This window comes from Williamsia serinedens (assembly GCF_024171725.1).
Taxonomy (GTDB): Bacteria; Actinomycetota; Actinomycetes; order Mycobacteriales; family Mycobacteriaceae; genus Williamsia_A; species Williamsia_A serinedens.
Window position 1 is genome coordinate 307,811 of the sequence record NZ_JAMTCG010000004.1, and the last position, 24,815, is coordinate 332,625.

Below are 24,815 nucleotides of genomic sequence, written 5' to 3' on the forward strand. Positions count from 1 at the left end.
GGTCAGGCCGCCGCGCGCTGACGACGACGCGCGATGGCGCTCTTCAGCCCGCTCTGCACCCGACGGGTCCGGCGCGACGGATCGGTGGCGGCGTTCGGCTGCGACGACCAGCGTCGCTCGGACGCGGTCTCGGGTGCGTCGTCGGCGGTCGCCGTCAGGAAGCGGTCGGGCAGCGACAGCTTCCAGATCGTGCGCAGCGTCTGTCCGTACTGCCGGAACAGGGATCCGGTGGTGTACGGCAGGTCGTACTCGGCACACAGGCGGCGGACCTCGACGCCGATCTCGGCGTAACGGTTGCTCGGCAGGTCCGGGAACAGGTGGTGCTCGATCTGGTAGCAGAGGTTCCCGCTCATGAACGCCATCGCGGGGCCGGCCCGGAAGTTGGCCGTGCCCAGCATCTGCCGCAGGTACCACTGGCCGGGCGTCTCGTTCTCGAGCGACTCGACGGTGAACTTCTCGGCACCGTCGGGGAAGTGGCCGCAGAAGATGACGACGTACGCCCAGAGGTTGCGGACGAGGTTGGCCGTGAGGTTCGCCGTCAACGTCCGGCGGGCCCGTCGACCCGACAGCGCGGGGAACAGCGCGTAGTCCTTGAGCATCTGACGGCTGACCTTGCGCAGGAAGGTCAGGACCTCGGGACGCGCCTCCTCCCAGGACTTCTCGCCGGTGACGACCTCCTTGAGGCTGAGGTCGTGCAGCGCGATGCCCCATTCGAAGGTCGCCGCGAGGAACACGTTGACGAACGGCCCACCGAGGTGTTTCGGCTGCCACGGCTCGTCCCGCGTCACCCGCATGACCTTGTAGCCGAGGTCCTCGTCCATCCCCCACACGTTCGTGTACTTGTGGTGGACCACGTTGTGCGAGTGCTTCCAGTGGGGTGCGGCGCACACCATGTCCCACTCCCACGAGGTGGAGTGGACCTCGGGGTCGTTCATCCAGTCCCACTGCCCGTGCATCACGTTGTGCCCGAGTTCCATGTTCTCGACGATCTTCGCCACCGAGAGCAGACCCGTGCCGGCCAGCCAGCCGGTCCGAGAGCGGTTGTTCCACAGGACGAGTCGGCCCGCGGCCTCGAGGATGCGCTGGGCGGTGATGGTCCGCCGGAGGTACCGGGCGTCACGCACCCCGCGATCGGACTCGACCCTGCGCCTCAGCGCGTCGAGCTCGTCGCCGAGTGCGGCCACGTCGTCGTCGGTCAGGTGCGCGTAGGTGTTGATGTCCGTGATGGCCATGCGGCCGGTACCCCTTCCGGACGGTGGTGGAGCTGGTGACGCCGGGGGACGTCAGGCCGCGGCGCGATCGCTCTCGACGCGCCGTGCCTGCGGCACGAGCCGGGCCCGACCACCTCGTCGACGCGCACGCAGCGCGGCGATCGCGGTCGCGAGGCCCCGTCGGCGTCCGGTGCTGGGATCGACCGAGGCGGACGTGCCACCGTCCCACGACAGATCCGCGAACCGCTTCTCCGATGCCGTCTCCGGAGCGTCGTCCCGCGTGTCCCGCAGGTACTTGTCCGGCAACGAGAGCTTGGCGATGGTCCGCCACGCCTTCGCGTACTGCACCGGGAACGATCCCGTCGTGTACGGCAGATCGTACTCGTCGCACAGGGCCCGGACCCGCAGCGAGATCTCCCGCAGGCGGTTGCTGGGCAGGTCGGGGAAGATGTGGTGCTCGATCTGGAACGAGAGGTTCCCGCTCATGAACGCCAGCACCGGGCCGCAGTGGAAGTTGGCGCTGCCGAGCATCTGACGCAGGTACCACTCGCCGCGGGTCTCGGAGTCGACGTCCTGCTTGGTGAACTTCTCGGCGCCGTCCGGGAAGTGGCCGCAGAAGATGATCGCGTTGCTCCACACGTTGCGGATGACGTTCGCCATCACGGTCGCGGTGAGGGCCTTGCGGGCCCCCGAGCGGGATCGGGTGAGACCGCCGGCGAGCGCAGGGTGCAGGACGTAGTCCTTGAGCACCTGCCGGCCGATCTTGGCCGCGACGACCTTGCCGCGGGACCGGAACTCCTCGCGGGGCATCTTGCCCTTCACCGCGCGGCCGATCTCGAGGTGCTGGATCGCGACGGCGTACTCGAACAGCACCTGCAGCAGCGTCATGTAGACGACGTTGCCGAGGAAGTAGGGGTGCCAGCGCTGGTCCCGCGTGACGCGCAGCGTGCCGTAGCCCACGTCGTCGTCCATGCCGAGGACGTTCGTGTACTTGTGGTGCACGAAGTTGTGGGTGTGCTTCCAGTACTCGGACGCGCCCGCGTTGTCCCACTCCCAGCTGGTCGAGTGGACCTCGGGGTCGTTCATCCAGTCCCACTGCCCGTGCATCACGTTGTGCCCGAGCTCCATGTTCTCGACGATCTTCGCCACGCCGAGGGCGCTCGCGCCGGCCCACCAGAGCTTGCGGTTCCGGGCGCCGACGATCATGGCGCGTCCGGCGACCTCGAGGCCGCGCTGGAACCGGATGGTGTTGCGCAGGTAACGCGCGTCGCGCTCACCGCGGGACGCCTCGATGTCGGCACGGATCTGGTCGAGCGCTCGTCCCAACTCCTCGACGTCGGCGTCGGTGAGATGGGCGTACTCGGGGATGTTGGTGATCGCCACGCGGTCCTCCCTGAACCCTCCGGTCTGATGAACCTACGGAACCGTAGGTCTCTGCCTACGAAAGCGTAGGTTACGGACGCGTAGGTGTCCACGGACGCAACAGGATGCGGTCTGGATCACAGGCCCGGCGGGCGACCGCGGTGTGTCGGCCCAACGCCGACGCCACCCCCGCGGCGCCGGCTTACAGCAGTTCGAGCAGGAAGGGCAGTTCCTGGGTCGCGTACCAGGCGAGGTCGTGGTCGTCGACGTCGCCGATGGTCAGCTCGGCGTCCTCGTCCCCGAGGTCGGCGGCGTCGACCGCCGACATCGCCGCCACGACCGCCGCCTCGGCCTCGGACACGTCGACGTGGACCGACGCGATCGCCGTGAGCGGCACCGACGGCGGGATCTTCACGACGGCGGCGTCGAGGTCGGGCCGGAGCGTCACCGGCTCGACGTCCGCGGCGACGACCACACGACGCGGCGGAAGGGGTGTGGCGTCGGGGTCGTCGGGGGTGGACTCGCCCTCGGCGGAGAGCAGTCGCAACGACGCGCGGGCCGCCTCCCGCATCGCCGCCTCGGCGAGTTCCTCGTCGTCACCGGAGGTGTACGACTCGCGCAACGCGGGGGTCAGCGCGAACGCGGTGCCACCGATCGATTCGAACGTCCCGGACTCGGTGAGTCCACTGACCATCCGCAACGTCGCGGGGATGTAGACCCTCACCGGTGCCGCCTCCTGCTGCTCAGGGCTCCGACGCGCGGACGGCGAGCTCGCCGACGGCCTCGGCGAGGTACTCCGGCATCGACGCCAGGTCCCACATGATGTCCCGGTCGGCGTTGAACGCCACGAAGATCCGACCGTTGTAGTGATTCAACCCGATGGCCAGCGCGCGCTGCGGCACCAGGGCGGGCACGGGGTACGCCGCGACGATGCGGTTGCCGGCCAGGTACTGCGGCGCCGATCCCCCGCCGGCGATGCTGATCGGCAGGTTGAACGACCGGCCCGACAGCGTCGCCGCCGCCCGGGAGGTCATCGCGTGGAACGTGGCGGGGCCGATCTCGGGCAGCCACGACCGCGTGCCCATCGCGACCCGGCGCCCCGACGTGGAGTGTCGGCCGGTGAGGTGGGCGACCTGGGAGAGACGGACGGTCGGGTTGGGCTCTCCCACGGGCAGGTCGGTCACGAAGCCGCGCACACCCGCGGCGGTCCACTCCGCGTCGTCGATCTGCTCCCAGGAGCCGCCCCGCGAGTCGGGGTCGCCGTAGCCGTTGTAGGCGCCCAGCGGGACCAGCGCACGCACCGTGGCGGTCGCGTCGACGGCGGCGTCACGCGAGAGCAGCCAGCGCCGGAGGGCTCCGGCTATGGCGGCGAGCACGACGTCGGTCACCGAGCAGTCGTTGTGCCGGGCGATCCGCGCGCAGGTGCGGGCGTCGGCCGAGGCCACCGTGAACCTGCGACGACCGCTGGTGGGCCCGTTCAGCGGGCTGTCGGGGGCACCGTCGGTCGCGAACCGGAGCATCGACCCGACGCGACGCAACGACCCGGTGACCGCGGACCCGACGCCCGCGACCGGCGCCGACAGCCCCCGCAGGGCGCCGACGATCTCCCGCGGGCGGGTGGCGACGTCGGTGAGGGCACCCGCCACGAGCGAGGCGTCCGACGGCTCGGGGGCGGGCAGCCAGATGTCCTGCGGGGCGTCGGGGGCGCGCGGCGAGTCGTCGACGAGGACCTGGTTGATCTCGACGGCGTCGTGGCCGTCGACCAGCGCCTGGTGGGTCTTGGTGAGGACCGCCATCCGGTTGTCGGTGAGCCCCTCGACGAGGTACATCTCCCACAGCGGCCGCGAGCGGTCCAGGGGGCGGGACATCAGACGTGCGACGAGGTCGTGCAACTGTTCCTCGGCGCCCGGGCTCGGCAGCGCCGACCGCCGCACGTGGTAGGTGATGTCGAACCCGTTGTCGTCGACCCACACCGGCCTGCCGAGGCCGAGCGTCACCTCCCGGATCCGCTGACGGTAGCGCGGCACGGCCCCCAGCCGGCTCTCGACCGTCGCGAGGAGTCGGTCGTACTGCAACTGGTCCGAGCCCCGGTCGAGGATGAGCAGCGAGCCGATGTGCGTCGTGGCGTCCTGCTCGTCGAGGTAGTAGAACAGCGCGTCCTGCGTCGACAGTCGTGTCACCACTGCGCGTCCACCCTCCTGTGCTCGCGCCCATCGTAAGCGGCGGCGCATCATCGGACGCATGACGATCACCCGCGCAGCCTCGATCACCGTCGGTCTCGTCGCGGTCGCCGCCGCGCTCGCCGGCTGCACGTCGGGGTCACCGTCGTCGGCGCCCGCGTCGCAGTCGGTGACGACCGTCGTCGTCACACGGACCACGAGCCCGAGCAGCCCGGCGCCGACACCGTCGACGACGGGCTCGTCGGGCTCGCCGTCGGACGGTGGCGCATCCGACCGCTGCCGGGCGGCACAGCTGGCCGGTTCCCTGACACCGGCGCCGGGCGGCGCGTCCGCCGGCGCGGCCCATTACGAGCTCACCCTGACGAACACCGGTTCGTCGGCGTGCACGGCGGGTGGGTTCCCCGGCGTCTCGTTCGTCGGTGACGGCACCGGCACCCAGCTCGGCGCTCCCGCGCGACGGGAGGGGTCTTCCGGCGCGGCGCTCCGGCTCGCACCCGGCCAGTCGGCGTCGTCGGATCTCACCGTCGTGCAGGCGGGCAACCATCCCGACTGCTCCCCGCAGACCGCGGACGGACTGCGCGTCTACCCACCGGACGATCGCGACTCGCTGTTCGTGCGGACGACCGGTCTCACCGCATGTCGGTCAGATGCCGGCGTCCTGCGCGTGGGTCCGCTCCACTGACGCGTCAGACCGTGGTGACGTTCACCAGCATCCACTGCAGACGAGTCCGTCGGGGCCCGCCGGGTGTCTCCGGGCGGACCCGCACCGGCATCCGCTGGATGCGGGCCGCGAGGGCGTGCACGCGCGGCCCGCGCGCGTAGCTCGCCGTGATCTCGGCGGCGTCGGGCCCGGACCACTGCAGGTGCACCCGGGACAGCGACGCCGTCGCGGGGACCGTTCCCGGCGGGCGTGTGAGCGCGGCCCGCGCGGCGGTCAGGACCGCGACCTGGTCGACGATGTGGCCGACGGCGACCCCGGAGAGATGCGCGAGCGGTCGACGCCGGTCGAGGACCTCGAGCACCATCGTCACCGCCGAGACGGCGAACGCCCGCGCGGCCGGGTCGACGGTGTCGGCGACGCGCGGGACGGGCGAGACGGCCCGCGGCTGCATCGGGCGGTCGGACGGGTCGGGGACGCACCGCGGGATGTCCCGGAAGGTCAATCCGCAGGTCACCGGGCCAACCGATCCCCGATCCTGCGTCGTCATCGTGGTCATGCGTTGCTCCCCTCGCCCGGCGGCACCCTCGTTCGATGCCGTCCTTCTCGACGATTGGACGCAGCGCACACGCGGTCGGTTCCCCTCGAGACGAGGCGAACCGACCGCGGCGTGGGATCGGTGACGGCCGGCGGGCCGGCTCAGCGCTCGCCGGCGGGCCGGCTCAGCGCTTGCGGCGGGCCTTCGGCGGCTTCGTCGTCGAGCGACCGGACTGCCGGGCGGCGGCCCGACGCTCGCGGCGGCTCGCCGAGACGCCGGCGGTGTCGGCGCCGTCGGAGATCTCCCGGGTGCCGCCGTTCTCGGCGGGGCCGGTGTAGACGAGGTCGCGCTGCTCGTCCTCGAACCCCTTTGCCCGGAGCGCGGTCGGCGCGGCCGAGCGGCCGGGCTGCGCGGCCACGGGCTCCTCGGTCGGCAGCGGCCGCGGCGCGGGGGCCGGGGTGGGGGCGGGCTGGACCGGCGCCGCGACGGGCGCCTGCTCGGGAGCGGGGTTGGCCTCGACGGCGACGTTGAAGAGGAACCCGACGGACTCCTCCTTGATCGCGTCGAGCATGGCGGAGAACATGTCGTAGCCCTCGCGCTGGTACTCCACCACCGGGTCGCGCTGGGCCATCGACCGCAGGTGGATGCCCTCGCGCAGGTAGTCCATCTCGTAGAGGTGGTCGCGCCACTTGCGGTCGAGGACGCTCAGCAGCACGGTCCGCTCGAGCTGGCGCATGGCGCCCTCGCCGGCGATGCCGTCGATCTCCTTCTCGCGCTCGGCGTAGGCCTTGTGCGCGTCGGCCTGCAGCATCTCGGTGAGTTCCTCGGCCGAGATGTCCTCGCGCTCCCCGAGCTCGTTCTCCGGCACGATCTGCGCCGGGTCGAGGTCGATCGGGTACAGCGTGCGGATCGCGGTCCACAGCTGGTCGAGATCCCAGTCCTCGACGTAGCCCTCGGCGGTCGCGCCGGCGACGTAGGCGGCGATGACCTCGTCGATCATGCGGTTGACCTGCGCGGAGTGGTCCTCGCCCTCGAGGATGAGGCGACGCTCGGCGTAGATCACCTTGCGCTGCTCGTTCATGACCTCGTCGTACTTGAGGACGTTCTTGCGGATCTCGAAGTTCTGCTGCTCGACCTGGGTCTGCGCGCTGCGGATGGCGCGGGTGACCATCTTGGCCTCGATCGGCACGTCGTCGGGCAGGTTGACGCGGTTCATGATCGTCTCGAGCGCCGCGCCGTTGAAGCGACGCATCAGCTCGTCGCCCAGCGACAGGTAGAACCGCGACTCGCCCGGGTCGCCCTGTCGACCGGACCGGCCGCGCAGCTGGTTGTCGATGCGGCGCGACTCGTGGCGCTCGGTGCCCAGCACGTACAACCCGCCCGCCTCGCGCACCTTCACCGCGTCGGCGGCGACCTCGGCGCGGACGGTCTCGATGACCTCGTCCCAGGCGGCCTCGTACTCGTCCGGGGTCTCGACGGGGTCGAGGCGCTGCTTGCGCAGTCGGGTGTCGGCGATGGTGTCGGGGTTGCCGCCGAGCACGACGTCGGTACCGCGACCGGCCATGTTGGTCGCGACCGTCACCGCGCCGGAGCGACCGGCCTCGGCGATGATCTGCGCCTCCTGCTCGTGGAACTTCGCGTTCAGCACGTTGTGCGGGATGCCGCGTCTGGTCAGCTGCCGTGACAGGTACTCCGACCGCTCCACGCTCGTCGTACCGATCAGTACCGGCTGGCCCGCCTCGTGGCGCTCGGTGATGTCGTCGACGACCGCGTCGAACTTGGCCTCTTCGGTCTTGTAGATGAGGTCGGTGCGGTCGGCGCGGACCATCGGCTTGTTCGTCGGGATCGGCAGCACACCGAGCTTGTAGATCTGGTCGAGCTCGGCGGCCTCGGTTTGTGCCGTACCGGTCATGCCCGACAACTTGTCGTACATGCGGAAGTAGTTCTGCAGGGTGATCGTGGCGAGCGTCTGGTTCTCGGCCTTGATCTCGACGCCCTCTTTGGCCTCGATCGCCTGGTGCAGACCCTCGTTGAAGCGTCGACCGTCGAGCACACGGCCGGTGAACTCGTCGACGATGAGGACCTCGCCGTTGCGGACGATGTAGTCCTTGTCGCGCTCGAACAGCTCCTTCACCTTGATGGCGTTGTTCAGGTAGCTGACGAGCAGCGAGTTCTGCGCGTCGTAGAGGTTGTCGATGCCGAGCTGGTCCTCGACGAACTCGACGCCGGCCTCGTGCACACCGATCGTCTTCTTCTTGATGTCCACCTCGTAGTGGACGTCGCGCTTGAGAAGCGGTGCGATACGGGCGAACTCGGCGTACCACTTGCTCGACGAGTCGGCCGGTCCGGAGATGATGAGCGGGGTGCGGGCCTCGTCGATGAGGATCGAGTCGACCTCGTCGACGATCGCGTAGGAGTGCCCGCGCTGCACCAGCTCGGCCAGCGAGTGCGCCATGTTGTCGCGCAGGTAGTCGAAGCCGAACTCGTTGTTCGTGCCGTAGGTGATGTCGGCCGCGTAGGCCTCACGACGCTGGTCGGGCGTCATGCCGGTCAGGATGACCGCGGTCTCCAGGCCGAGGAAGCGGTGCACGCGGCCCATCCACTCCGCGTCGCGCTTGGCGAGGTAGTCGTTGACGGTGACGACGTGGACGCCCTCACCGGCGAGGGCGTTGAGGTACGCCGGGAGCACACAGGTGAGGGTCTTGCCCTCACCGGTCTTCATCTCCGCGATGTTGCCGAAGTGCAGCGCCGCGCCACCCATGATCTGGACGTGGAAGTGCTTCTGCTGCAGGACGCGCCAGGCCGCCTCACGGGCGGTCGCGAACGCCTCCGGCAGGAGGTCGTCGAGCGTCTCGTCCTTCGCCAGGCGGTCGCGGAACTCGCCGGTCTTCGCGCGCAGTTCGTCGTCGGTGAGGGCCTCGAACTCGTCGGACAGCTCTTCGACGACCGATGCGATGGCGTCGAGGCGCTTGACCATCCGGCCCTCGCCGATCCGCAGCATCTTGTTGAGCACTGATGATCCCTTTGTGGTCGTGTCGGCGCAGGTGGAAGCCCCAAGCGCGCACAGGTCGCGTCCATGGTACTGACCATGGCGTCGCCACCGATCATCCGTGCGTCACCGCGCGCCCGCTCCGGCGGGCGGATCGTCGCCGACCCGCCCGCCACGGTGGCTCAGTCCCGGTCGGGCGCGGGCGTCAGGCGGATCAGTCCGTAGTCGAACGCGTGCCGTCGATAGACGACCGACGGCTGGTCGGTCTCGGAGTCGTGGAAGAGGAAGAAGTCGTGGCCGACGAGCTCCATCTCGTAGAGGGCGTCGTCGGTCGTCATCGGCACCGCGGGATGTTCCTTGATGCGCACGATGCGGCCCGGCTCGTCGGGTTCGGGCACCTGCGCCCACGCCGGTTCGACCCCGTTCTCCTGCAGCGGCGGCAACGGGAAGTCGGCCGTGGCCTCGGCGACGGAGGTGGGCGTCCGCAGGCCGTGGTGCACGCGGCGTCGGTCCTTGGTCCGACGGAGGCGGGACTGCAGTCGGTCGACCGCCTCCTCGAGCGCGGCGTAGAAGTTGTCCTTGCACGCCTCGGCGCGGACCACCGGTCCACGGCCGCGTGCCGTGATCTCCACCCGTTGGCACACCTTGGCCTGTCGTCGGTTCCGCTCGTGGTGCAACTCGACGTCGAAGGCGAAGATCGTGGGGTCGAACCGTTCCAGGCGGGCGAGCTTGTCGCCGACGTGCACCCGGAAGTGGTCCGGGATCTCGACGTTGCGACCGGTGACGGTCAGCTTGGCCGTCGGCTGCGCGGGGGTGGCGTCGTCGTCGGCGACGAACGCCGAACGGCGATCGAACGCGTCCGACGCGGTGGACGGCTTGACGTGGGTGGGTGTCGACACTCGATGACCTCCTGTGTGGGTGGTACGTCGACGCCGCACGGCAGGCACGGGCGTCGACGAGTGGGATGCAATGCCGACGCGCGGTGATTGCCACGACGCTCCACCTGTGCGCACACGATTCCGGTGAGGACCCCGGGAGACCTGGCTGCGCGCACCGCGACGACACCTCTGGTGGGAGTGGCCTCACCTCCAAGGGTTGCCGGTTGACTCCGTGGTTCCAGCGGTCCTCGGCCGCGACGAGAACTCGCCGCCTCGGGTGCGCTCACCGTGGCCCCGACGGTAGTCCCCGCCACCGTCGGACGCCATCGTTTGGACATCACCGATTCACCACGGGGACATCTCGGATCGACCGGTGTCGCACCGGCCTCACGCGGCGGCGATCACCAGCACCGCATGCACGGTGACGCCCCTGTTCGCGAGCACTCGCACCGACTCGGCGGCGGTCGCCCCGGTCGTCATCACGTCGTCGACGAGGAGCGCCGCGCAACGGCCCGCACGGAGGTCGTCGAGGCGGGTGGAGGGGCCTTGCACGACGACGGACTCGTCGAGGTTGGCGACGCGGTCGCGGGCGGACAGGCCCGCCGAGTCCCGTGCCCACATCGACGTCCGCAGCACCGGGTGGACGGCCACGGACCGGCCGAGTCGGTCGGCGGCGTGGCGGGCGATCGCGGTCACGGGGTCACCACCGCGCCGTCGCGCGGACAGGCGTCGGGTCGGCGCGGGGATGAGTGCCAGACGCGGACGGTCGACGGGGATCTCCGACCACCGGGCGAGGTCGAGGACACCCCGCGCCAGCGCGTCGCCGAGGGGTGCGACGAGGTCGTCGCGGCCGCGTTCCTTGAGCGCCAGCACGGCCGCGCGGTGGACGCCGCGGTAGCGGCCCATCGCCCACGTGGGCACCCCGGGGTCGACGCGAGGCGACAGCTCGACGGGGTCGTCGGCGAGGACGTCGGCGCATCGAGCGCACCATCGGGACCCGGATGCCCCGCACCCGCCGCAGCGGACGGGGACGACGAGGTCGGCCCCGGCGACGACCACCGACCACAGCCCCGACGAGCCCACGGGGTCCACGGTGCCCGCCCGACGCGACCGATCCACCGACCGGGAGGGCATCGGGCGCACGTTGTCCCCAGATCGCCGTCGACCACCACCCCACGACGACGCCGACCGTGCCGAAACATCCCGCCGACCGTGCCGAAACAATGCCTCGACCGTGCAGTGGACACGCCCGAGCGTGCACTCGATCGCGCCGACCGTGCAATTCGCGCTCGTGAGCCGGGATCGACTGCACGATGAACGGCATCTGATGCACGGTCGACGGCATCGAGTGCACGCTCGACGAGGGGTCTCGGCACGCTCGACGAGGGGTTTCGGCACGCCCGGCGCGTGAGGGCCCGGGCCTACTGGGCCAGCACGGGGATGGCTCCGGTGCCGACGGTCGGGCCGACCTCGTTCCAGTACTGGTCCGGGTCGCCGTTGGTGCTGCCGAGGCGGAGGATGCCGCGGGCGTCGGCGGCGTAGAGCGTCGTGCGGTCCCCGACCACCGCGGTGACCGGTGGGGTGAGGTTCCCGCTCAGCAGCCCGACGGCCGGGGTGCCGTCGACGGTCACCTGCACGATCGGTGAGTCCGTCGTCCGGCGGGCGATGACGACGGTGTCACCCGACACCCAGTCGAGCGACGCGGCCTGTGACCCGATGTTGAAGGCGGCCACCCGGATCCCGGTCAGCGACACCGTGCCGTCGGTCGCGACGGCGACCACGGCGAGCACCGGCACTCCCCCGACGACGGCCGCGACGCGCGCGCCGTCTCGCGACACCTGCAACTCGGTGATGTCGCCCGGGGCGACGGCCGCGACACCGTTCGACGACACCGTCCCGGCGCTGGTGATCGCGCCGGTCGCATCGCGGCGGAACCGTTCGACGCGACCGTCGACGACCGCCCAGACGGTGTCGTCGTCGGCCCCGAACGACGGTCGGGTGATCACCCGTCCCGACGCGACCGACGTCACCGACCCGCCGAGATCGCCGAGGACGAGTTCCTCGCCGGATGCGGTCCGGGTCACCGCGGCCACCCGCTGACCGTTGTCGGACACCGCCGCCGACAGCACGGATCCACTGGAACCCAGCGTGCCGGACACGGGCGCGAGTGCGGTGTCGGTGACGCGGTCGAGTGATCCCGACCGGATCACCAGGAGCCCCGTCGACGACCGCGACGGGCCCGCCGGGTCGAGGGAGGCGACGTCGGCGGTCGTCCACCCGTCGGCGTAGCGCTCGTCGAGGGGGGCGCCGTCGGCCTGGATGACGTAGGGCCCCGGGACGTCCGCGCCGGCGAGGGTCCAGATGACCTGCGCGGCGAACAACGCCCGGCCCCGCGCGTCGACGTTGCCGAGTCCGGCGAACGTCAGCGTGCGGCCGCCCGCGTTGTTCGTCTGGACCGAGGCGCGGACCGAGTCCGACCCGGGGAGGACGGGGTCGACGGCGGGTGCGAGTTCGGCCGACGGCCCGCCGACGACGAGGTCGATCACCTGGTCGGCGACGGTCCCGCCAGTCGCGTACACCCAGCGTGGGTCCGCGACGAGTCGCTCGCCCGAGGGTGACGGGAAGTACACGTTGTGCGTGCGATAGCTCGAGGTGAACTGCGTCCGGTCGATCATCACCCCGCGGGGCAGCGCACCGTCGATCCGCCACTGCCCGTCGACGCTCGTCAGCCGCAGGCTGCTCTCGACGCGACCGGTGGCCGGGGTGAGATGGCCGTCGGACGAGAGGGTCCCGGTGTTGTCGGCGATGACGCGCACGGAGTACGAGTCGTCGGTGCGGGCGTCGGTGAGCACGCTGATCTGGTCGACGATCAGCGCGTCGCCGCGGTCGTCCCACGCCGACGCCGCCGACTCGGTGAGGTACTGCCGCGCGGCCTGGTGGTTCGAGCCGGGATTGGCTGTCGCCTTGAGGAAGTCGCGCACCAACGCCTCGGGGGTCATGCCCGCGCGCGGTGTGGGCACCGCCGCCGACGGTCCCCGGCTGGGCAGGGTGCCGATCGGCTTCGGGCTCGAGCTCGTCGGGATGGACACGCACCCCGACAGCACCGTCGCGGCCATGGCCAGGATCAGGAGCACGACGACGCGCGGCCTGCGGGGGTCACTCACGGGGAGCCACCTTCCGCGGCCCGATCGGCTTGAGCGACAACGGGCTCCCCAGGATCTTGTGTCCGCGGACCAACGGCAGGGTGAGCCGGAAGTTGGCACCCTGGCCGGGTTCACCCCACGCCTCGAGTCGCCCGTTGTGCAGCCTCGCGTCCTCGATGCTGATGGCCAGTCCGAGACCGGTGCCGCCCGAGCGCCGGAACCGTGACGGGTCCGACCGCCAGAAGCGGTTGAACACCAGCTTCTCCTCCCCCGGCCGCAGCCCGATCCCCCTGTCGCGCACCGTGACCGCGACCGCGTCGCCGTCCGATCGCATCGTCAGCGTCACCGGCTTCTGCTCACCGTGGTCGATCGCGTTGGCCAGCAGGTTGCGCAGGATGCGTTCGACGCGGCGGGGGTCGATCTCGGCGATCACCGGCTCCTCGGGCAGGTCGACGACGAGTGGGGTGTCGGTGTCCTGCGCGAGATGGCGGACCGTCGCCAACGCCCCCTCGATGGGCACGCTCATGCTCACCTTCTCGGCCGCGAGCTCCGCGACACCCGCGTCGTGGCGGGAGATCTCGAGCAGCTCGTTCAGCAGCGTCTCGAACCGGTCGAGTTCCTTGTTCAACAGCTCGACCGACCGTTTGCGGACCGGATCGAGCTCGTCGCGGTCCTCGTAGAGGACGTCGGCGGCCATGCGCACCGTCGTGAGCGGGGTCCGCAGTTCGTGGCTGACGTCGGAGGTGAACTGACGCTGCAGCCCGCCGAACTCCTCGAGGTGGCTGATCTGTTTCGACAGGCTCTCGGCCATGTCGTTGAACGACATGGCAAGCCGTGCCATGTCGTCCTCGCCCCGTACGGGCATACGTTCCTTGAGCCGCCCGTCGGCGAACCGCACGGCGATCCGCGACGCGGACCGCACCGGTATGACGACCTGGCGCGAGACCAGTCCGGCGATGGCCGCCAGGAGGATCAGCAGCACTATGCCACCGGTGGTGAGCGTCCCACGGACCAGCGAGACGGTGTTCTGCTCGTTGGTCAGCGGGAAGACCAGATAGAGCTCGAGTCCGGAGATGCCCGTCGACGTCGGCGTACCGACGACGAGCACCGGGATGCGGTCACCCGACGTCCCCGCGACCGACGAGTAGCGGTACGCGATCCTCCCACCGCGCACCATCCGCTGCAGGTTGTCCGGGATCTCCTCGACGGGACCCACCGACGCAGTGTCGCGGGGACCGCCGCCCGGCACCAGCAGCACGGTGTCGAAGGTGCCGACGACGCCGGACGCCGGGGTGGTGTCGACGTCGCGGTCGGTGAGGATCGACCTGGTCTGGCGCAGTCGGTTGGCGATGGACGCGTTGGAGTCCCCGCCCGAGAGGTCCCGTTCCACCGACGTGCGGGCGCGGTCGATCTCCTCGGTCGCGGCACGCAGCTTGAGCTCCAGCAGGCGGTCGGTGATCTGGCTGGTGAGGACGAATCCCAGCACCATGAGCATCGCCAACGACAGCACCATCGTCGACACGACGACGCGCAGCTGCAACGACCGCCGCCACCGTCGGCCGAGGAACCGGCCGAGCGCACCGATGCGGCGCAGGAACCGCCCGAACGCCGGGTTGATCCGCCGGCGTCCGCGGCGGATCACGGCGGGCCGGCCTTGTAGCCGACCCCTCTCACCGTGAGCACGACCTCGGGGTTCTCCGGGTCGGTCTCGACCTTCGCGCGCAGTCGCTGGACGTGGACGTTCACCAGCCGAGTATCGGCCGGATGACGGTATCCCCACACCTGTTCCAGCAGGACGTCGCGCGTGAACACCTGGCGCGGCTTGCGGGCCAGGGCCACCAGAAGGTCGAACTCCAGGGGCGTCAGCGAGATCGGGGTGCCCTCGCGGGTCACCTTGTGCGCGGGCACGTCGATCTCGACGGGACCGATCGACAGCAGCTCGGCGGGCTCCTCGTCGGTGCGCCGCAGGCGGGCGCGGACGCGGGCGACGAGCTCCTTGGGCTTGAACGGCTTCACCATGTAGTCGTCGGCGCCGGACTCCAGGCCCAGCACGACGTCGACGGTGTCGCTCTTGGCGGTCAGCATCACGATCGGGACACCCGAGTCGGCGCGCAGGACGCGGCACACGTCGATGCCGTTCATGCCCGGGAGCATCAGGTCGAGCAGGACCAGGTCGGGGCGGATGTCGCGGACCGCGGACAGGGCCTGGGTGCCGTCACCGACGACGAACGGTTCGAAGCCCTCACCCCGCAGCACGATGGTGAGCATCTCGGCGAGCGCCGCGTCGTCGTCGACGACAAGGATCCTGGGCTTCATGCGTCCCATCGTGACACTGGTGCACGTCCAGTCCACGGTGACGCGCCGCTGACGGGGACCACTAGCATCCCGGGACGTGGGCACACTGATCGCCGTCGAGGGCCTCGACGGCGCGGGGAAGCGAACGCTGGTCGACCGGGTGACGGCCCGCTGGGAGGCCGACGGACGCCGGGTCGCGACGATGGCCTTCCCCCGCTACGGACGGTCGGTGCACGCCGACATCGCGTCGGAGGCGTTGCACGGCGAGCACGGTGATCTCCGGTCGAGCGCCTCGGCGATGGCGATGTTGTTCGCCCTCGACCGCCGCGACGCCGCCGACGAGATCCGCGACCTGCTCGCCACCGTCGACGTCGTCCTGCTCGACCGTTACGTCGCGTCGAACGCCGCCTACACCGCCGCGCGTCTCGATCAGTCCGCCGACGGCGACGCCGTCGCGTGGGTGGAGGCGCTGGAGTTCGACCGCTTCGGACTACCGGTCCCGGACCGACAGGTGCTCCTCGGCACCGACCCCGAACTCGCCCGCAGCCGCGCGACGTCGCGCGCCGCCGGCGACTCCTCGCGCGCGATGGACGCCTACGAGCGCGACACCGCACTGCAGCACGCGACGTTCGCCGTCTACCGGTCGCTGGCCGCCCGCTCGTGGCGGTCACCGTGGACCGCGATCACCGGTTCCGACGACGCCGACGTCCTCGCGGCGCAGGTCTGACGGAGCCTCCCGCGACAACGAAACGCTCCTGCGACTGTGATCACAGTCGCGGGAGCGGATTCGTGTCGCGGGAGCGGCCGTCAGACCGCGGACAGGCGGATCAGTAGCGGTAGTGATCCGGCTTGTACGGGCCCTCGACGTCGACGTTGATGTACTCGGCCTGCTCCTTGGTGAGCTTGGTCAGCGTGCCGCCGAGCGCCTCGACGTGGATCTTGGCGACCTTCTCGTCGAGGTGCTTCGGGAGGCGGTAGACCTCGTTGCTGTACTCGTCGTTCTTGGTCCAGACCTCGATCTGCGCGATGACCTGGTTCGAGAAGCTGTTGCTCATCACGAACGACGGGTGGCCGGTGGCGTTGCCCAGGTTGAGCAGACGACCCTCGGACAGCACGATGATCGACTTGCCGGAGTCGAAGATCCACTGGTCGACCTGCGGCTTGACGACGACGCGCTTCGCGCCGGAGCTCTCGAGCCCGGCCATGTCGATCTCGTTGTCGAAGTGGCCGATGTTGCCGAGGATGGCCTTGTCCTTCATCGACTTCATGTGGTCGAGCGTGATGATGTCCTTGTTGCCCGTCGACGTGATGACGATGTCGGCGTCGCCGATGGCCTGCTCGACGGTGACGACGTCGAAGCCGTCCATGAGCGCCTGCAGTGCGTTGATCGGGTCGATCTCGGTGACCTGGACGCGGGCGCCCTGGCCGGCGAGCGACTCGGCACAACCCTTGCCCACGTCGCCGTAGCCGGCGATGAGGACCTTCTTGCCGCCGATGAGCACGTCGGTGGCACGGTTGATGCCGTCGATCAGCGAGTGGCGGGTGCCGTACTTGTTGTCGAACTTGCTCTTGGTGACCGAGTCGTTGACGTTGATCGCCGGGAAGGCGAGCTCGCCGGCGGCGGCGAACTGGTACAGGCGCAGCACGCCGGTGGTGGTCTCCTCGGTGACACCCTTGACCGAATCCGCGATGGTCGACCACTTGGTCTTGTCGGTCTCGAAGCGCTCACGCAGCTGGTTGAGGAAGATCTTGTACTCGGCGGAGTCGTTGTCCTCGACGGGCGGGACGACGCCGGCCTTCTCGAACTGCGCGCCGCGCAGCACCATCATGGTGGCGTCGCCGCCGTCGTCGAGGATCATGTTGCAGGGCTCGCCCGGCCAGGTGAGCATCTGCTCGGCGCACCACCAGTACTCCTCCAGGCTCTCGCCCTTCCAGGCGAAGACCGGGACGCCCTTGGGCTCCTCCGGGGTGCCGTGCGGCCCCACGACGACCGCGGCCGCGGCGTGGTCCTGGGTCGAGAAGATGTTGCACGAGGCCCAGCGGACCTCGGCGCCGAGCGAGACGAGGGTCTCGATGAGCACCGCGGTCTGGGTGGTCATGTGCAGCGAACCGGAGATGCGCGCACCCTTGAGCGGCTGCACCTCGGCGTACTCACGACGCAGCTCCATCAGGCCGGGCATCTCGGCCTCGGCGAGGTCGATCTCGAGTCGGCCGTACGCGGCCAGCGAGAGGTCGGCGACCTTGTAGTCGATCCCTCCCTTGCTGTCCGCGGTCAACGTGGTCTGCACCGATGTCATCGATCTCTCCTGGTCTGGCGATTGCGGCGGGGTGGGCCCCGATGTGTCCGGGTGGTCCCCGGTGGCATGACGTGTCCGGACGCGCCGGATCCGGCTAACAGGCTAACGAACGGAGGCCCTGGTCGCGAAAGGCGGATCGTGAACGACCCGTCCAGCACCGCGCCGCGCTGTGACCGGTGACAGCGTGGCGACGGCCCGCGTCAGGCGGCGGACCGCGCCACCGACGCGATCACCGGTTCGAACAGCCGGGCCAGGTGGTCGGCGACGTCGCTGTCGTCCTCGGGCGGCATGGCGATGTAGCTCAGCGCCATCCGACCGATCGACGACGCGACACGACGCGCCTCGTCGTACGGCGCCCCGATCCACGACCGGTGCAGGGTGTCGGCGAGCGTCCCGGTGGCGTGCAGGATCAGCGGTGCGGCGTCGGTGGTGATGAGCCGCAACAGGTCCGGCTTGGCCCGCCCCGACAGCAGCGACTGCACCAGCGGATCGGCCGCGGCAAGGGCGAAGAAGGCGCGGTGGGCCTCGCCCAACGCGTCGCGGATCCGCCCGACGTTGTCCTCCACCGCCGTGTCGACGGCCGCGCAGAACTCGTCGATGAGGCGCAGGGCGTACGCGGTCGCGAGGCCCTGGCGACTGCCGAACTCGTTGTACACGGTCTGCCGGGAGACACCGGCCGCGGCGGCGATGTCGGTCATGGTGACCGCGGACCAGTCCGAGTGGCGCAGGTGCTCGCGCATCGCGTCGAGCAGCCCGCTGCGCAGAGCCTGGCGGGACGCCTGCCCGGACGCGCCGAACCGCGGTCGGCGGGCCGGTGCGGGGCCGGTGGTGCGCTCCGGGTCGGACACGAGCCCGATCCTAGCGATGCGAACGACCCACTCAGGTGACGGACTTCTCCGGCGCACCGGGGATCTCGCCGCGTTCGCGCTTGCCGACCATCGAGTGGCCGCGGCTGTACAGGAAGTAGACGACGACGCCGATCACCATCCAGATGGCGAACCGGACCCACGTCAGTGCGGACAGGTTCAGCATCAGCCAGACGCAGGCGATGATCGCGAGCACCGGGATGACCGGCATCCACGGGACGGTGAACCCGCGCTGGAGATCGGGACGGTTCTTGCGGAGCACGATCACACCCGCCGCGACGACGACGAACGCGAACAGCGTGCCGACGTTCACCATCTCTTCCAACTTGTTGATGGGGAAGAACGCCGCGACCACGGCCACGACGACGCCGATGATGATCTGGATGCGCGCCGGTGTGCCGAACCGACTGGTCTTGGCCAGGCCCCGCGGGAGCAGACCGTCGCGCGACATCGCGAACAGCACGCGCGACTGCCCGAGCATGAGAACCATGACGACGGTCGTCAGACCGGCGAGGGCGCCGATGGAGATGACCTTCTCGGCCCAGGTGACGCCGTTGGCGCCGAACGCGAACGCCAGGTTCCGCTGCGTCCCGTCGGCCGTGGTGGCGAGGTCCTTGTAGTTGACCATGCCGGTCACGACGATCGTCACCAGCACGTACAGCACCGTGACGATGGCCAGCGAGCCGAGGATGCCGCGCGGGACGTCGCGCTTGGGGTTCTTGGTCTCCTCGGCCGTCGTCGCGACGACGTCGAAGCCGATGAACGCGAAGAACACGATCGACGCCGCGGCCAACAGTCCGTACCAGCCGTAGCTGGAGTCGCCGCCGCCGGTGATCAGCGCGAACAGCGTCGAGTCCAGGGACCGGCCGCCCGATTCCGACGACTCCGCCGGCGGGACGAACGGCGAGTAGTTCGACGACTTCACGTAGAAGAAGCCGACGATGATGACCAGCAGGACGACGGCCACCTTGATCGCGGTGATCACCGCGCTGACGCGCGAGGACAATTTCGTGCCGAGGACGAGCAACGTCGTGATGCCCGCGACGATGAGCAGGGCACCCCAGTCGACCTCGTGCCCGCCGACGTCGACCGTGCCGCCCGAGAACCCGAAGACGGTCCCCAGGTAGCTCGACCAGCCCTTGGAGACGACGGCCGCGCCGACCGCGAACTCGAGGATGAGGTCCCAGCCGAGGATCCACGCGAGGAACTCACCGAACGTCGCGTACCCGAACGTGTAGGCCGATCCCGCGACCGGCACCGTCGAGGCGAACTCGGCGTAGCAGAGGGCGGCGAGTCCGCAGGCGATCGCGGCCATGACGAACGACAGGGAGATGGCCGGGCCGGCCTTGTCGCCGGCGGTCGAGGCCGTGATGGTGAAGATGCCCGCGCCGATGACGACGGAGACGCCGAAGACGGTCAGGTCCCACCAGGACAGGCTCTTCTTCAGCTGCGAGCCGGGCTCGTCGGTGTCGGCCATCGACTGTTCGATGGACTTCGTGCGCGACAGCGAGCCGCGGAACGTCTGCGGCGAACTCTGCGACCGCGTCATGCGCGACCTCCTCCACTGGCGGGACGAATCACGATCGGGAATGTCGGATTCGGTGCTGATGCGACTCTAGACAGGCCACCCCGACGTCCGGGTGGACACGGGGTTCTCGTGATCGGACCGCGACTGCACTCCGCGCAGCGTCAGCCCCGGAGGATGTCCGGCTCGAGGTAGACGACCCGTGCGACGGGGACCGCCTCGCGGACCCGTGCCTCGGCGGCGTCGATGGTGGCGGCCACCGTGGCCGCGTCGACGCCCGGCGGGATCGCGATCTTGGCCGCGAGGAGCATCTCCTCCGGTCCCAGGTACTGGGTCTTGAAGTGGATGACCCGCTCGACACCGTCCTGGCCGGACAGCGCGTCGACGATCGCCCGCTCCTGGTCGGGCGTCGCCCCCTCGCCGATGAGCAGGCTCTGCATCTCCACGATGAGCAGGATCGCGATCGCGCCGAGCAGCACACCGATCGCGAGCGTGCCCGCGCCGTCCCACACCGCGTCCCCGGTGAGCGTGGCCAGCCCGACGCCGACCAGCGCGAACAGCAGGCCCAGGAGCGCACCGGTGTCCTCGAGGAGCACGACCGGCAGTTCGGGGTTCCGCGACGTCCGGATGAACCGCCACCAGCTCGCCCGGCCCTTAAGCGGTCGTGACTCGCGCATCGCCGTCGTGAAGCTGTAGCCCTCGAGGGCGATCGCCACGAGCAGGATGACGACGGCGACGATCGGCGACTCCAGCTCGTGCGGGTGCAGGAGCTTCTCGACGCCCTCGTAGATCGCGAAGACCGACCCCAGGCTGAAGATGACCAGCGCGACGACGAACGAGTAGAAGTACCGACTCCGTCCGTACCCGAAGGGGTGCAGCCGATCGGCCTTCTTGCGGGCCGACCGCTGGCCCAGCAGGAGGAGTCCCTGGTTGGAGGTGTCGGCGACGGAGTGGACGGCCTCGGCGAGCATGGACGAGGAGCCGGTGATCGCGAATCCCACGAACTTGGCGGCGGCGATGCCCGCGTTCGCGGTCAGCGCGGCGAGGATGGCCTTGGTCGAGCCCTCAGACGACATCGGGGGCCTCTCTCGGCGTCGGGTCCTTCCGGACCGCTGTGCGATAGTAAACTGGTCGTGCCGTGTGCCTGGTCACCGACCGGGCGCGGGTCCGGGGAGGGACCCGCACGGCGCGTCCACGAGGCCGTCGTCTCGGCCGGGCGCGACGACTTCTACAGGGGATGATGTCACGTGAGTTCGAACCACCGAGGCATCCCGGCGACGCCGCCGTGGTTGCAGTCGACTGTGCCCGACCAGTCCGAGCGGACGCCGCAGGACGCGGCCGGTGAGGACGTCCGGGGCGCCGAGGACCACGATGACCGGGCCGCGACGAACGGACGTCACGTCGACGAGACCGCGGCCCCGGCAGCGCAGCACGACGACTGGCAGATGGAGACGCCCCGCTGGGTGAACGCTCCGTGGCCGGGTGAGGAGCCGTCCGGCGCCGACGACCCGCGACCGGCGGCGGAGCCCTGGGCCGGCCCACCGCAGGCACAGGGCTTCTCCGGTCCGCCTCCTGGCGACCCGGGGTCCGGGGGGAATCCCTGGCCGCAGCACCCGCCGTTCGATCCCGGTTTCCCGCCCGGCGGTTTCCCGCCCCCGGGCGTCGGTCCGGAGGGTCCGCCGCCGTGGGCGTTCGGCCCCGACAACCAGCCGCCGTTCCCGCCCGGCCCGCCGCACGGCCCGGCCGTCGAGGACGCGCCCCGCGAACCCGTGGGCTGGGACGGCCCGCATCCCGGCGTCGGTCCCGCAGGGCCGCAGGGCCCCGGGTGGGGTGGCCCGCCGGCCGGACCGCAGGGTCCCGAGGGCTGGCGGCCGCAGGGCCCCGAGCCCTACGGCCCGATGGGGTCCGATCCCTACGGCCCCGGCCCGCAGGGGCCGGGTGTGCCGGCGGGTCAGGCGCCGCCCGGAGTCGGCCCCCGCCAGTCGGCCCCGGGTGCGCTCGACGAGGTCGCACTGCTGCGCAAGGCTCGGCGCGCACCGCACAGCGGCTGGCGTCGTGCGGTGCACCGCATGTCGGGCGGATCGATCAACCCCGGCGAGTCCCCGGACGCGCTGCACTACGCCGAGCTGGTCGAGCGGGTCAATCGCCCGGTGCGGGGTGACTACCGCATCGCGGTGCTGTCGCTGAAGGGCGGCGTCGGCAAGACCACGACGACCGTGGGGCTCGGGTCGATCTTCGCGTCGTTGCGCGGGGACCGTGTCATCGCCGTCGACGCCAACCCGGATCTGGGGACGCTCGGGCAGCGGGTCCCGCAGCAGACCCGGTCGACGGTGCGGGACCTGTTGGCCGACAACTCGATCTACCGCTACTCCGACGTGCGGGCGCACACCTCGCAGGCACCCAGCCGGCTCGAGGTCCTGTCGTCCGAACGCGACCCGGCGATCGCCGAGGCGTTCAGCGAGGACGACTACCGCGGTGTCATGAAGGTGCTGCAGCGCTTCTACAACATCATCATCACCGACTGCGGGACCGGCCTGAGCCACTCGGCGATGAACGGGGTCCTCGACCTCGCCAACGCCCTCATCCTCGTCAGCTCACCGGCCATCGACGGTGCCCGCAGCGCGGGCGCCACGCTCGACTGGCTGCAGGCCCACGGCTACGGCCACCTCGTGAGCCGGGCGGTCGTCGTCCTCAGTTCGTCGCGATCGGGCTCGTCGACCATCGACACCAAGCAGCTCAGCCAGCACTTCCTCACGCGGTGCCGTGCCGTGCAGATGATCCCCTTCGACGATCACCTGTCCGAGGGCGCCGAGGTCGATCTCGAGCTGCTGAACAAGCACACCCACCGCGCTCTGGTGGAGCTCGCGGCGGTCGTCGCCGACGACTTCTCGTCCACGACGATGCGGCGCGTCGACCCGTATCTCGGCTGACCGCGCGTCACGGGCGTCCGGACGCCTCGGCGGGGGTCTCCTCCGCCGGGGTGTCGTCGCTCCGGTGGCGTCGCCGTAATCCGCGGTGTACGAGATGGGCGGCCAGCGGCACGATCACGGTGCACGCCGACGCGAGGATGAACCAGTCGATGTTGTCGGCGACGAGGGGCACGTTCCCCAGGAGGTATCCGAGCACGACGATGCCCGCGCCCCACACGATGCTGCCGAGGATGCTGAACACGGTGAAGTCGCGGTGACGCATACCCGTGAAGCCGGCGAGCAGCGGGACCAGCGTGCGCACGATGCCGATGAACCGGCCGAAGAACACGGTGGCGGCGCCGTACCTCTCGAAGAAGCGCGTGGTCCGCTGCACCGGTGCGTCGCCGATGAACCGGATCGTCCGCCCACGCAGCACGCTCTCCCCCATCCGGCGCCCGATGAGGTAACCGCACTGGTCACCGAGGGCAGCCGAGAGCGGGACGAGGACGCACGGGACCCACAGCGGGGCATAGGGATCCGGCGCGGCCGCGAGGATGCCGGCGGTGAACAACAGCGAGTCGCCGGGGAAGACGAACCCGATGAGCAGTCCGGTCTCGACGAACACCAGGACGCAGAGTCCGATCAACCCGCCCGTCGCGAGGAACGAGGAGACGTCGAACGGGTTCACGCCACCCGACGATACGCAGGCGCGACAGGCACCCCGGCGCTCGTGCGGGACGGTGCGCCGAGGGTTCACCGCCGCGTGACGCAGAGTTCACCGCCGGCTCGACGGGTCGCTCGCCGCGCGCCGGACGCGGTGATGCGGTTCACTGTCATGAACCGTCAGAACGAGGGGAGCAGACCGTGATCCGACGACGCTCCGGCCGTGACGTGACGCCCGTGGACAGCGGCGTGGGTGCCGAGACCACGACGCTGCGCCCCGTGCCCGACGGCGCCCAGTCCCTCGAGTTCCGGACCATCCACGGCTACCGACGCGCGTTCCGGATGGCCGGTCGCGGCCCGGCGGTGTTGCTCATCCACGGCATCGGCGACAACTCGTCGGCGTGGACGGAGATCATCGACATGCTCGCCCCGAACCACACGGTCATCGCACCCGACCTGCTCGGTCACGGCCTGTCGGACAAGCCGCGCGCCGACTACTCCGTCGCCGCCTACGCCAACGCGATGCGAGACCTGCTGTCGGTGTTGGGCATCCGTCGGGTGACGGTCATCGGCCACTCCCTCGGCGGCGGTGTCGCGATGCAGTTCTGCTACCAGTTCCCCGAGTTCGTCGAACGCCTGGTGCTGGTGTCGACCGGGGGCGTGACCCGCGACGTCAGCCCGATGCTGCGGTTGCTGGCACTGCCGGGGATCAACGCGATGATCGCGGCCCTGCGGCTGCCCGGACTGGTACCGGCGTCCCACCACGTCGGGACGGTGGCCGGCCGTGCGCTCGACCCCGTCTCCCCCGCCCTGCCCCGTAGGGTGCGCGAGATGATCCACGACGCCCCCGAGGTGATGCGCATCGTCGACGGCCTGGCCGAGGCCACCGCGCACGCCGCGTTCACCCGCACCCTACGGGCGGTCGTCGACTGGCGCGGTCAGGTGGTGACCATGCTCGACCGCTCGTACCTGACGGCCCGCCTGCCCGTGATGCTGGTGTGGGGCACGGGAGACACCGTGATCCCGCACCACCATGCGCTGCTCGCGCACTCGGCGATGCCGCACTCCCTGCTCGAGAGTTTCGAGGGGGCGGGACATTTTCCACATCACGACGACCCGGGTCGATTCGTGACCGCCGTCGAGCGGTTCATCGCGGCGACCGCACCCATGGAGCACGACACCGACGAGTGGTCGGAGCTGCTCTCCGCCGGTCCGAGCGTCGACGACCTCACCGGTCCCCGCAGCGTGCAGGAAGAGGTCCTCGAGGAACTGGCCGCAGAGCGTAGCGCCACATGACGCAG

20 protein-coding genes are annotated in these 24,815 nt (G+C 70.4%); 4 read left to right on the top strand and 16 right to left on the bottom strand.

What is annotated here, in order from left to right; translation table 11 throughout:
- Window positions 1–2 precede the first annotated feature (2 nt).
- The 4 genes from LX12_RS12535 to LX12_RS12550 form a co-directional block, all read right to left on the bottom strand.
- Window positions 3–1,232: a fatty acid desaturase family protein gene (locus LX12_RS12535; RefSeq protein ID WP_253654882.1), complete on the bottom strand. Its 1,230-nt coding sequence runs from the start codon at window positions 1,230–1,232 to the stop codon at window positions 3–5.
- Between the two features lie 51 nt (window positions 1,233–1,283).
- Complete coding sequence (locus LX12_RS12540) at window positions 1,284–2,594, bottom strand: fatty acid desaturase family protein (RefSeq protein ID WP_253654883.1); 1,311 nt, start codon at window positions 2,592–2,594, stop codon at window positions 1,284–1,286.
- 181 nt (window positions 2,595–2,775) lie between these two features.
- Window positions 2,776–3,297, bottom strand: a complete 522-nt coding sequence (locus LX12_RS12545) for a DUF6912 family protein (protein WP_253654884.1) — start codon at window positions 3,295–3,297, stop codon at window positions 2,776–2,778.
- A 19-nt stretch (window positions 3,298–3,316) separates the two neighbouring features.
- Window positions 3,317–4,756, bottom strand: a complete 1,440-nt coding sequence (locus tag LX12_RS12550; RefSeq protein WP_253654885.1) for a wax ester/triacylglycerol synthase family O-acyltransferase — start codon at window positions 4,754–4,756, stop codon at window positions 3,317–3,319.
- Window positions 4,757–4,814: 58 nt separating this feature from the next.
- Between LX12_RS12550 and LX12_RS12555 the strand changes: the two genes are divergently transcribed.
- Window positions 4,815–5,435 (top strand): DUF4232 domain-containing protein, encoded by a 621-nt coding sequence (locus tag LX12_RS12555; RefSeq protein WP_253654886.1) that lies wholly within the window; start codon window positions 4,815–4,817, stop codon window positions 5,433–5,435.
- 4 nt (window positions 5,436–5,439) lie between these two features.
- Here the strand turns inward: LX12_RS12555 and LX12_RS12560 are convergent, their stop codons facing one another.
- The 7 genes from LX12_RS12560 to mtrA all read right to left on the bottom strand — a co-directional run bounded on the left by LX12_RS12560 (window position 5,440) and on the right by mtrA (window position 15,284).
- Window positions 5,440–5,970 carry an Rv3235 family protein gene (locus LX12_RS12560; RefSeq protein ID WP_253654887.1) on the bottom strand — a complete coding sequence of 177 codons (531 nt, stop codon included), beginning with the start codon at window positions 5,968–5,970 and terminating at the stop codon, window positions 5,440–5,442.
- A gap of 163 nt (window positions 5,971–6,133) precedes the next feature.
- Window positions 6,134–8,962 carry a preprotein translocase subunit SecA gene (gene secA / locus LX12_RS12565; RefSeq protein WP_253654888.1) on the bottom strand — a complete coding sequence of 943 codons (2,829 nt, stop codon included), beginning with the start codon at window positions 8,960–8,962 and terminating at the stop codon, window positions 6,134–6,136.
- A gap of 158 nt (window positions 8,963–9,120) precedes the next feature.
- Window positions 9,121–9,837, bottom strand: coding sequence for a ribosome hibernation-promoting factor, HPF/YfiA family (gene hpf / locus LX12_RS12570; RefSeq protein WP_253654889.1), 717 nt, complete (start codon window positions 9,835–9,837; stop codon window positions 9,121–9,123).
- Between the two features lie 366 nt (window positions 9,838–10,203).
- Window positions 10,204–10,950, bottom strand: a complete 747-nt coding sequence (locus LX12_RS12575; protein WP_253654890.1) for a ComF family protein — start codon at window positions 10,948–10,950, stop codon at window positions 10,204–10,206.
- A 287-nt stretch (window positions 10,951–11,237) separates the two neighbouring features.
- On the bottom strand, window positions 11,238–12,980 hold the full coding sequence (gene lpqB / locus LX12_RS12580; RefSeq protein ID WP_253654891.1) for an MtrAB system accessory lipoprotein LpqB: 1,743 nt from the start codon (window positions 12,978–12,980) through the stop codon (window positions 11,238–11,240).
- On the bottom strand, window positions 12,973–14,601 hold the full coding sequence (mtrB, locus tag LX12_RS12585) for an MtrAB system histidine kinase MtrB (RefSeq protein ID WP_308214002.1): 1,629 nt from the start codon (window positions 14,599–14,601) through the stop codon (window positions 12,973–12,975). The genes lpqB and mtrB overlap by 8 nt, the downstream gene beginning before the upstream one ends.
- Complete coding sequence (mtrA, locus tag LX12_RS12590; RefSeq protein WP_253654892.1) at window positions 14,598–15,284, bottom strand: MtrAB system response regulator MtrA; 687 nt, start codon at window positions 15,282–15,284, stop codon at window positions 14,598–14,600. The genes mtrB and mtrA overlap by 4 nt, the downstream gene beginning before the upstream one ends.
- Window positions 15,285–15,351: 67 nt before the next feature.
- Between mtrA and LX12_RS12595 the strand changes: the two genes are divergently transcribed.
- Window positions 15,352–15,981, top strand: coding sequence for a dTMP kinase (locus LX12_RS12595; RefSeq protein WP_253654893.1), 630 nt, complete (start codon window positions 15,352–15,354; stop codon window positions 15,979–15,981).
- Between the two features lie 100 nt (window positions 15,982–16,081).
- Here LX12_RS12595 and ahcY read toward each other — a convergent pair whose 3' ends face one another.
- The 4 genes from ahcY to LX12_RS12615 form a co-directional block, all read right to left on the bottom strand.
- On the bottom strand, window positions 16,082–17,551 hold the full coding sequence (gene ahcY / locus LX12_RS12600) for an adenosylhomocysteinase (RefSeq protein WP_253654894.1): 1,470 nt from the start codon (window positions 17,549–17,551) through the stop codon (window positions 16,082–16,084).
- 200 nt (window positions 17,552–17,751) lie between these two features.
- Window positions 17,752–18,399, bottom strand: coding sequence for a TetR/AcrR family transcriptional regulator (locus LX12_RS12605; RefSeq protein WP_308214003.1), 648 nt, complete (start codon window positions 18,397–18,399; stop codon window positions 17,752–17,754).
- A gap of 31 nt (window positions 18,400–18,430) precedes the next feature.
- Window positions 18,431–19,966, bottom strand: a complete 1,536-nt coding sequence (locus LX12_RS12610; RefSeq protein ID WP_253654895.1) for an amino acid permease — start codon at window positions 19,964–19,966, stop codon at window positions 18,431–18,433.
- A gap of 140 nt (window positions 19,967–20,106) precedes the next feature.
- Window positions 20,107–21,018 (bottom strand): cation diffusion facilitator family transporter, encoded by a 912-nt coding sequence (locus LX12_RS12615; protein WP_253654896.1) that lies wholly within the window; start codon window positions 21,016–21,018, stop codon window positions 20,107–20,109.
- 369 nt (window positions 21,019–21,387) lie between these two features.
- Here LX12_RS12615 and LX12_RS12620 point away from each other — a divergent pair, with 369 nt between their 5' ends.
- On the top strand, window positions 21,388–22,872 hold the full coding sequence (locus tag LX12_RS12620) for a MinD/ParA family ATP-binding protein (RefSeq protein WP_253655110.1): 1,485 nt from the start codon (window positions 21,388–21,390) through the stop codon (window positions 22,870–22,872).
- Between the two features lie 7 nt (window positions 22,873–22,879).
- Here the strand turns inward: LX12_RS12620 and LX12_RS12625 are convergent, their stop codons facing one another.
- Entirely contained in the window at window positions 22,880–23,539 is a 660-nt protein-coding gene (locus LX12_RS12625) for a DedA family protein (RefSeq protein WP_253654897.1), read from the bottom strand.
- Window positions 23,540–23,763: 224 nt separating this feature from the next.
- Between LX12_RS12625 and LX12_RS12630 the strand changes: the two genes are divergently transcribed.
- Window positions 23,764–24,810, top strand: a complete 1,047-nt coding sequence (locus tag LX12_RS12630; protein ID WP_253655111.1) for an alpha/beta fold hydrolase — start codon at window positions 23,764–23,766, stop codon at window positions 24,808–24,810.
- Window positions 24,811–24,815: the final 5 nt, after the last annotated feature.

Excerpts from the sequence above, each read along its gene's own strand:
- LX12_RS12535 (WP_253654882.1), bottom strand. The coding sequence starts at position 1,232 with ATGGCCATCACGGACATCAACACCTACGCGCACCTGACCGACGACGAC.
- LX12_RS12555 (WP_253654886.1), top strand. The coding sequence starts at position 4,815 with ATGACGATCACCCGCGCAGCCTCGATCACCGTCGGTCTCGTCGCGGTC.
- LX12_RS12560 (WP_253654887.1), bottom strand. The coding sequence starts at position 5,970 with ATGACCACGATGACGACGCAGGATCGGGGATCGGTTGGCCCGGTGACC.
- LX12_RS12575 (WP_253654890.1), bottom strand. The coding sequence starts at position 10,950 with ATGCCCTCCCGGTCGGTGGATCGGTCGCGTCGGGCGGGCACCGTGGAC.
- mtrA (WP_253654892.1), bottom strand. The coding sequence starts at position 15,284 with ATGGGACGCATGAAGCCCAGGATCCTTGTCGTCGACGACGACGCGGCG.
- ahcY (WP_253654894.1), bottom strand. The coding sequence starts at position 17,551 with ATGACATCGGTGCAGACCACGTTGACCGCGGACAGCAAGGGAGGGATC.
- LX12_RS12610 (WP_253654895.1), bottom strand. The coding sequence starts at position 19,966 with ATGACGCGGTCGCAGAGTTCGCCGCAGACGTTCCGCGGCTCGCTGTCG.
- LX12_RS12615 (WP_253654896.1), bottom strand. The coding sequence starts at position 21,018 with ATGTCGTCTGAGGGCTCGACCAAGGCCATCCTCGCCGCGCTGACCGCG.
- LX12_RS12620 (WP_253655110.1), top strand. The coding sequence starts at position 21,388 with ATGGAGACGCCCCGCTGGGTGAACGCTCCGTGGCCGGGTGAGGAGCCG.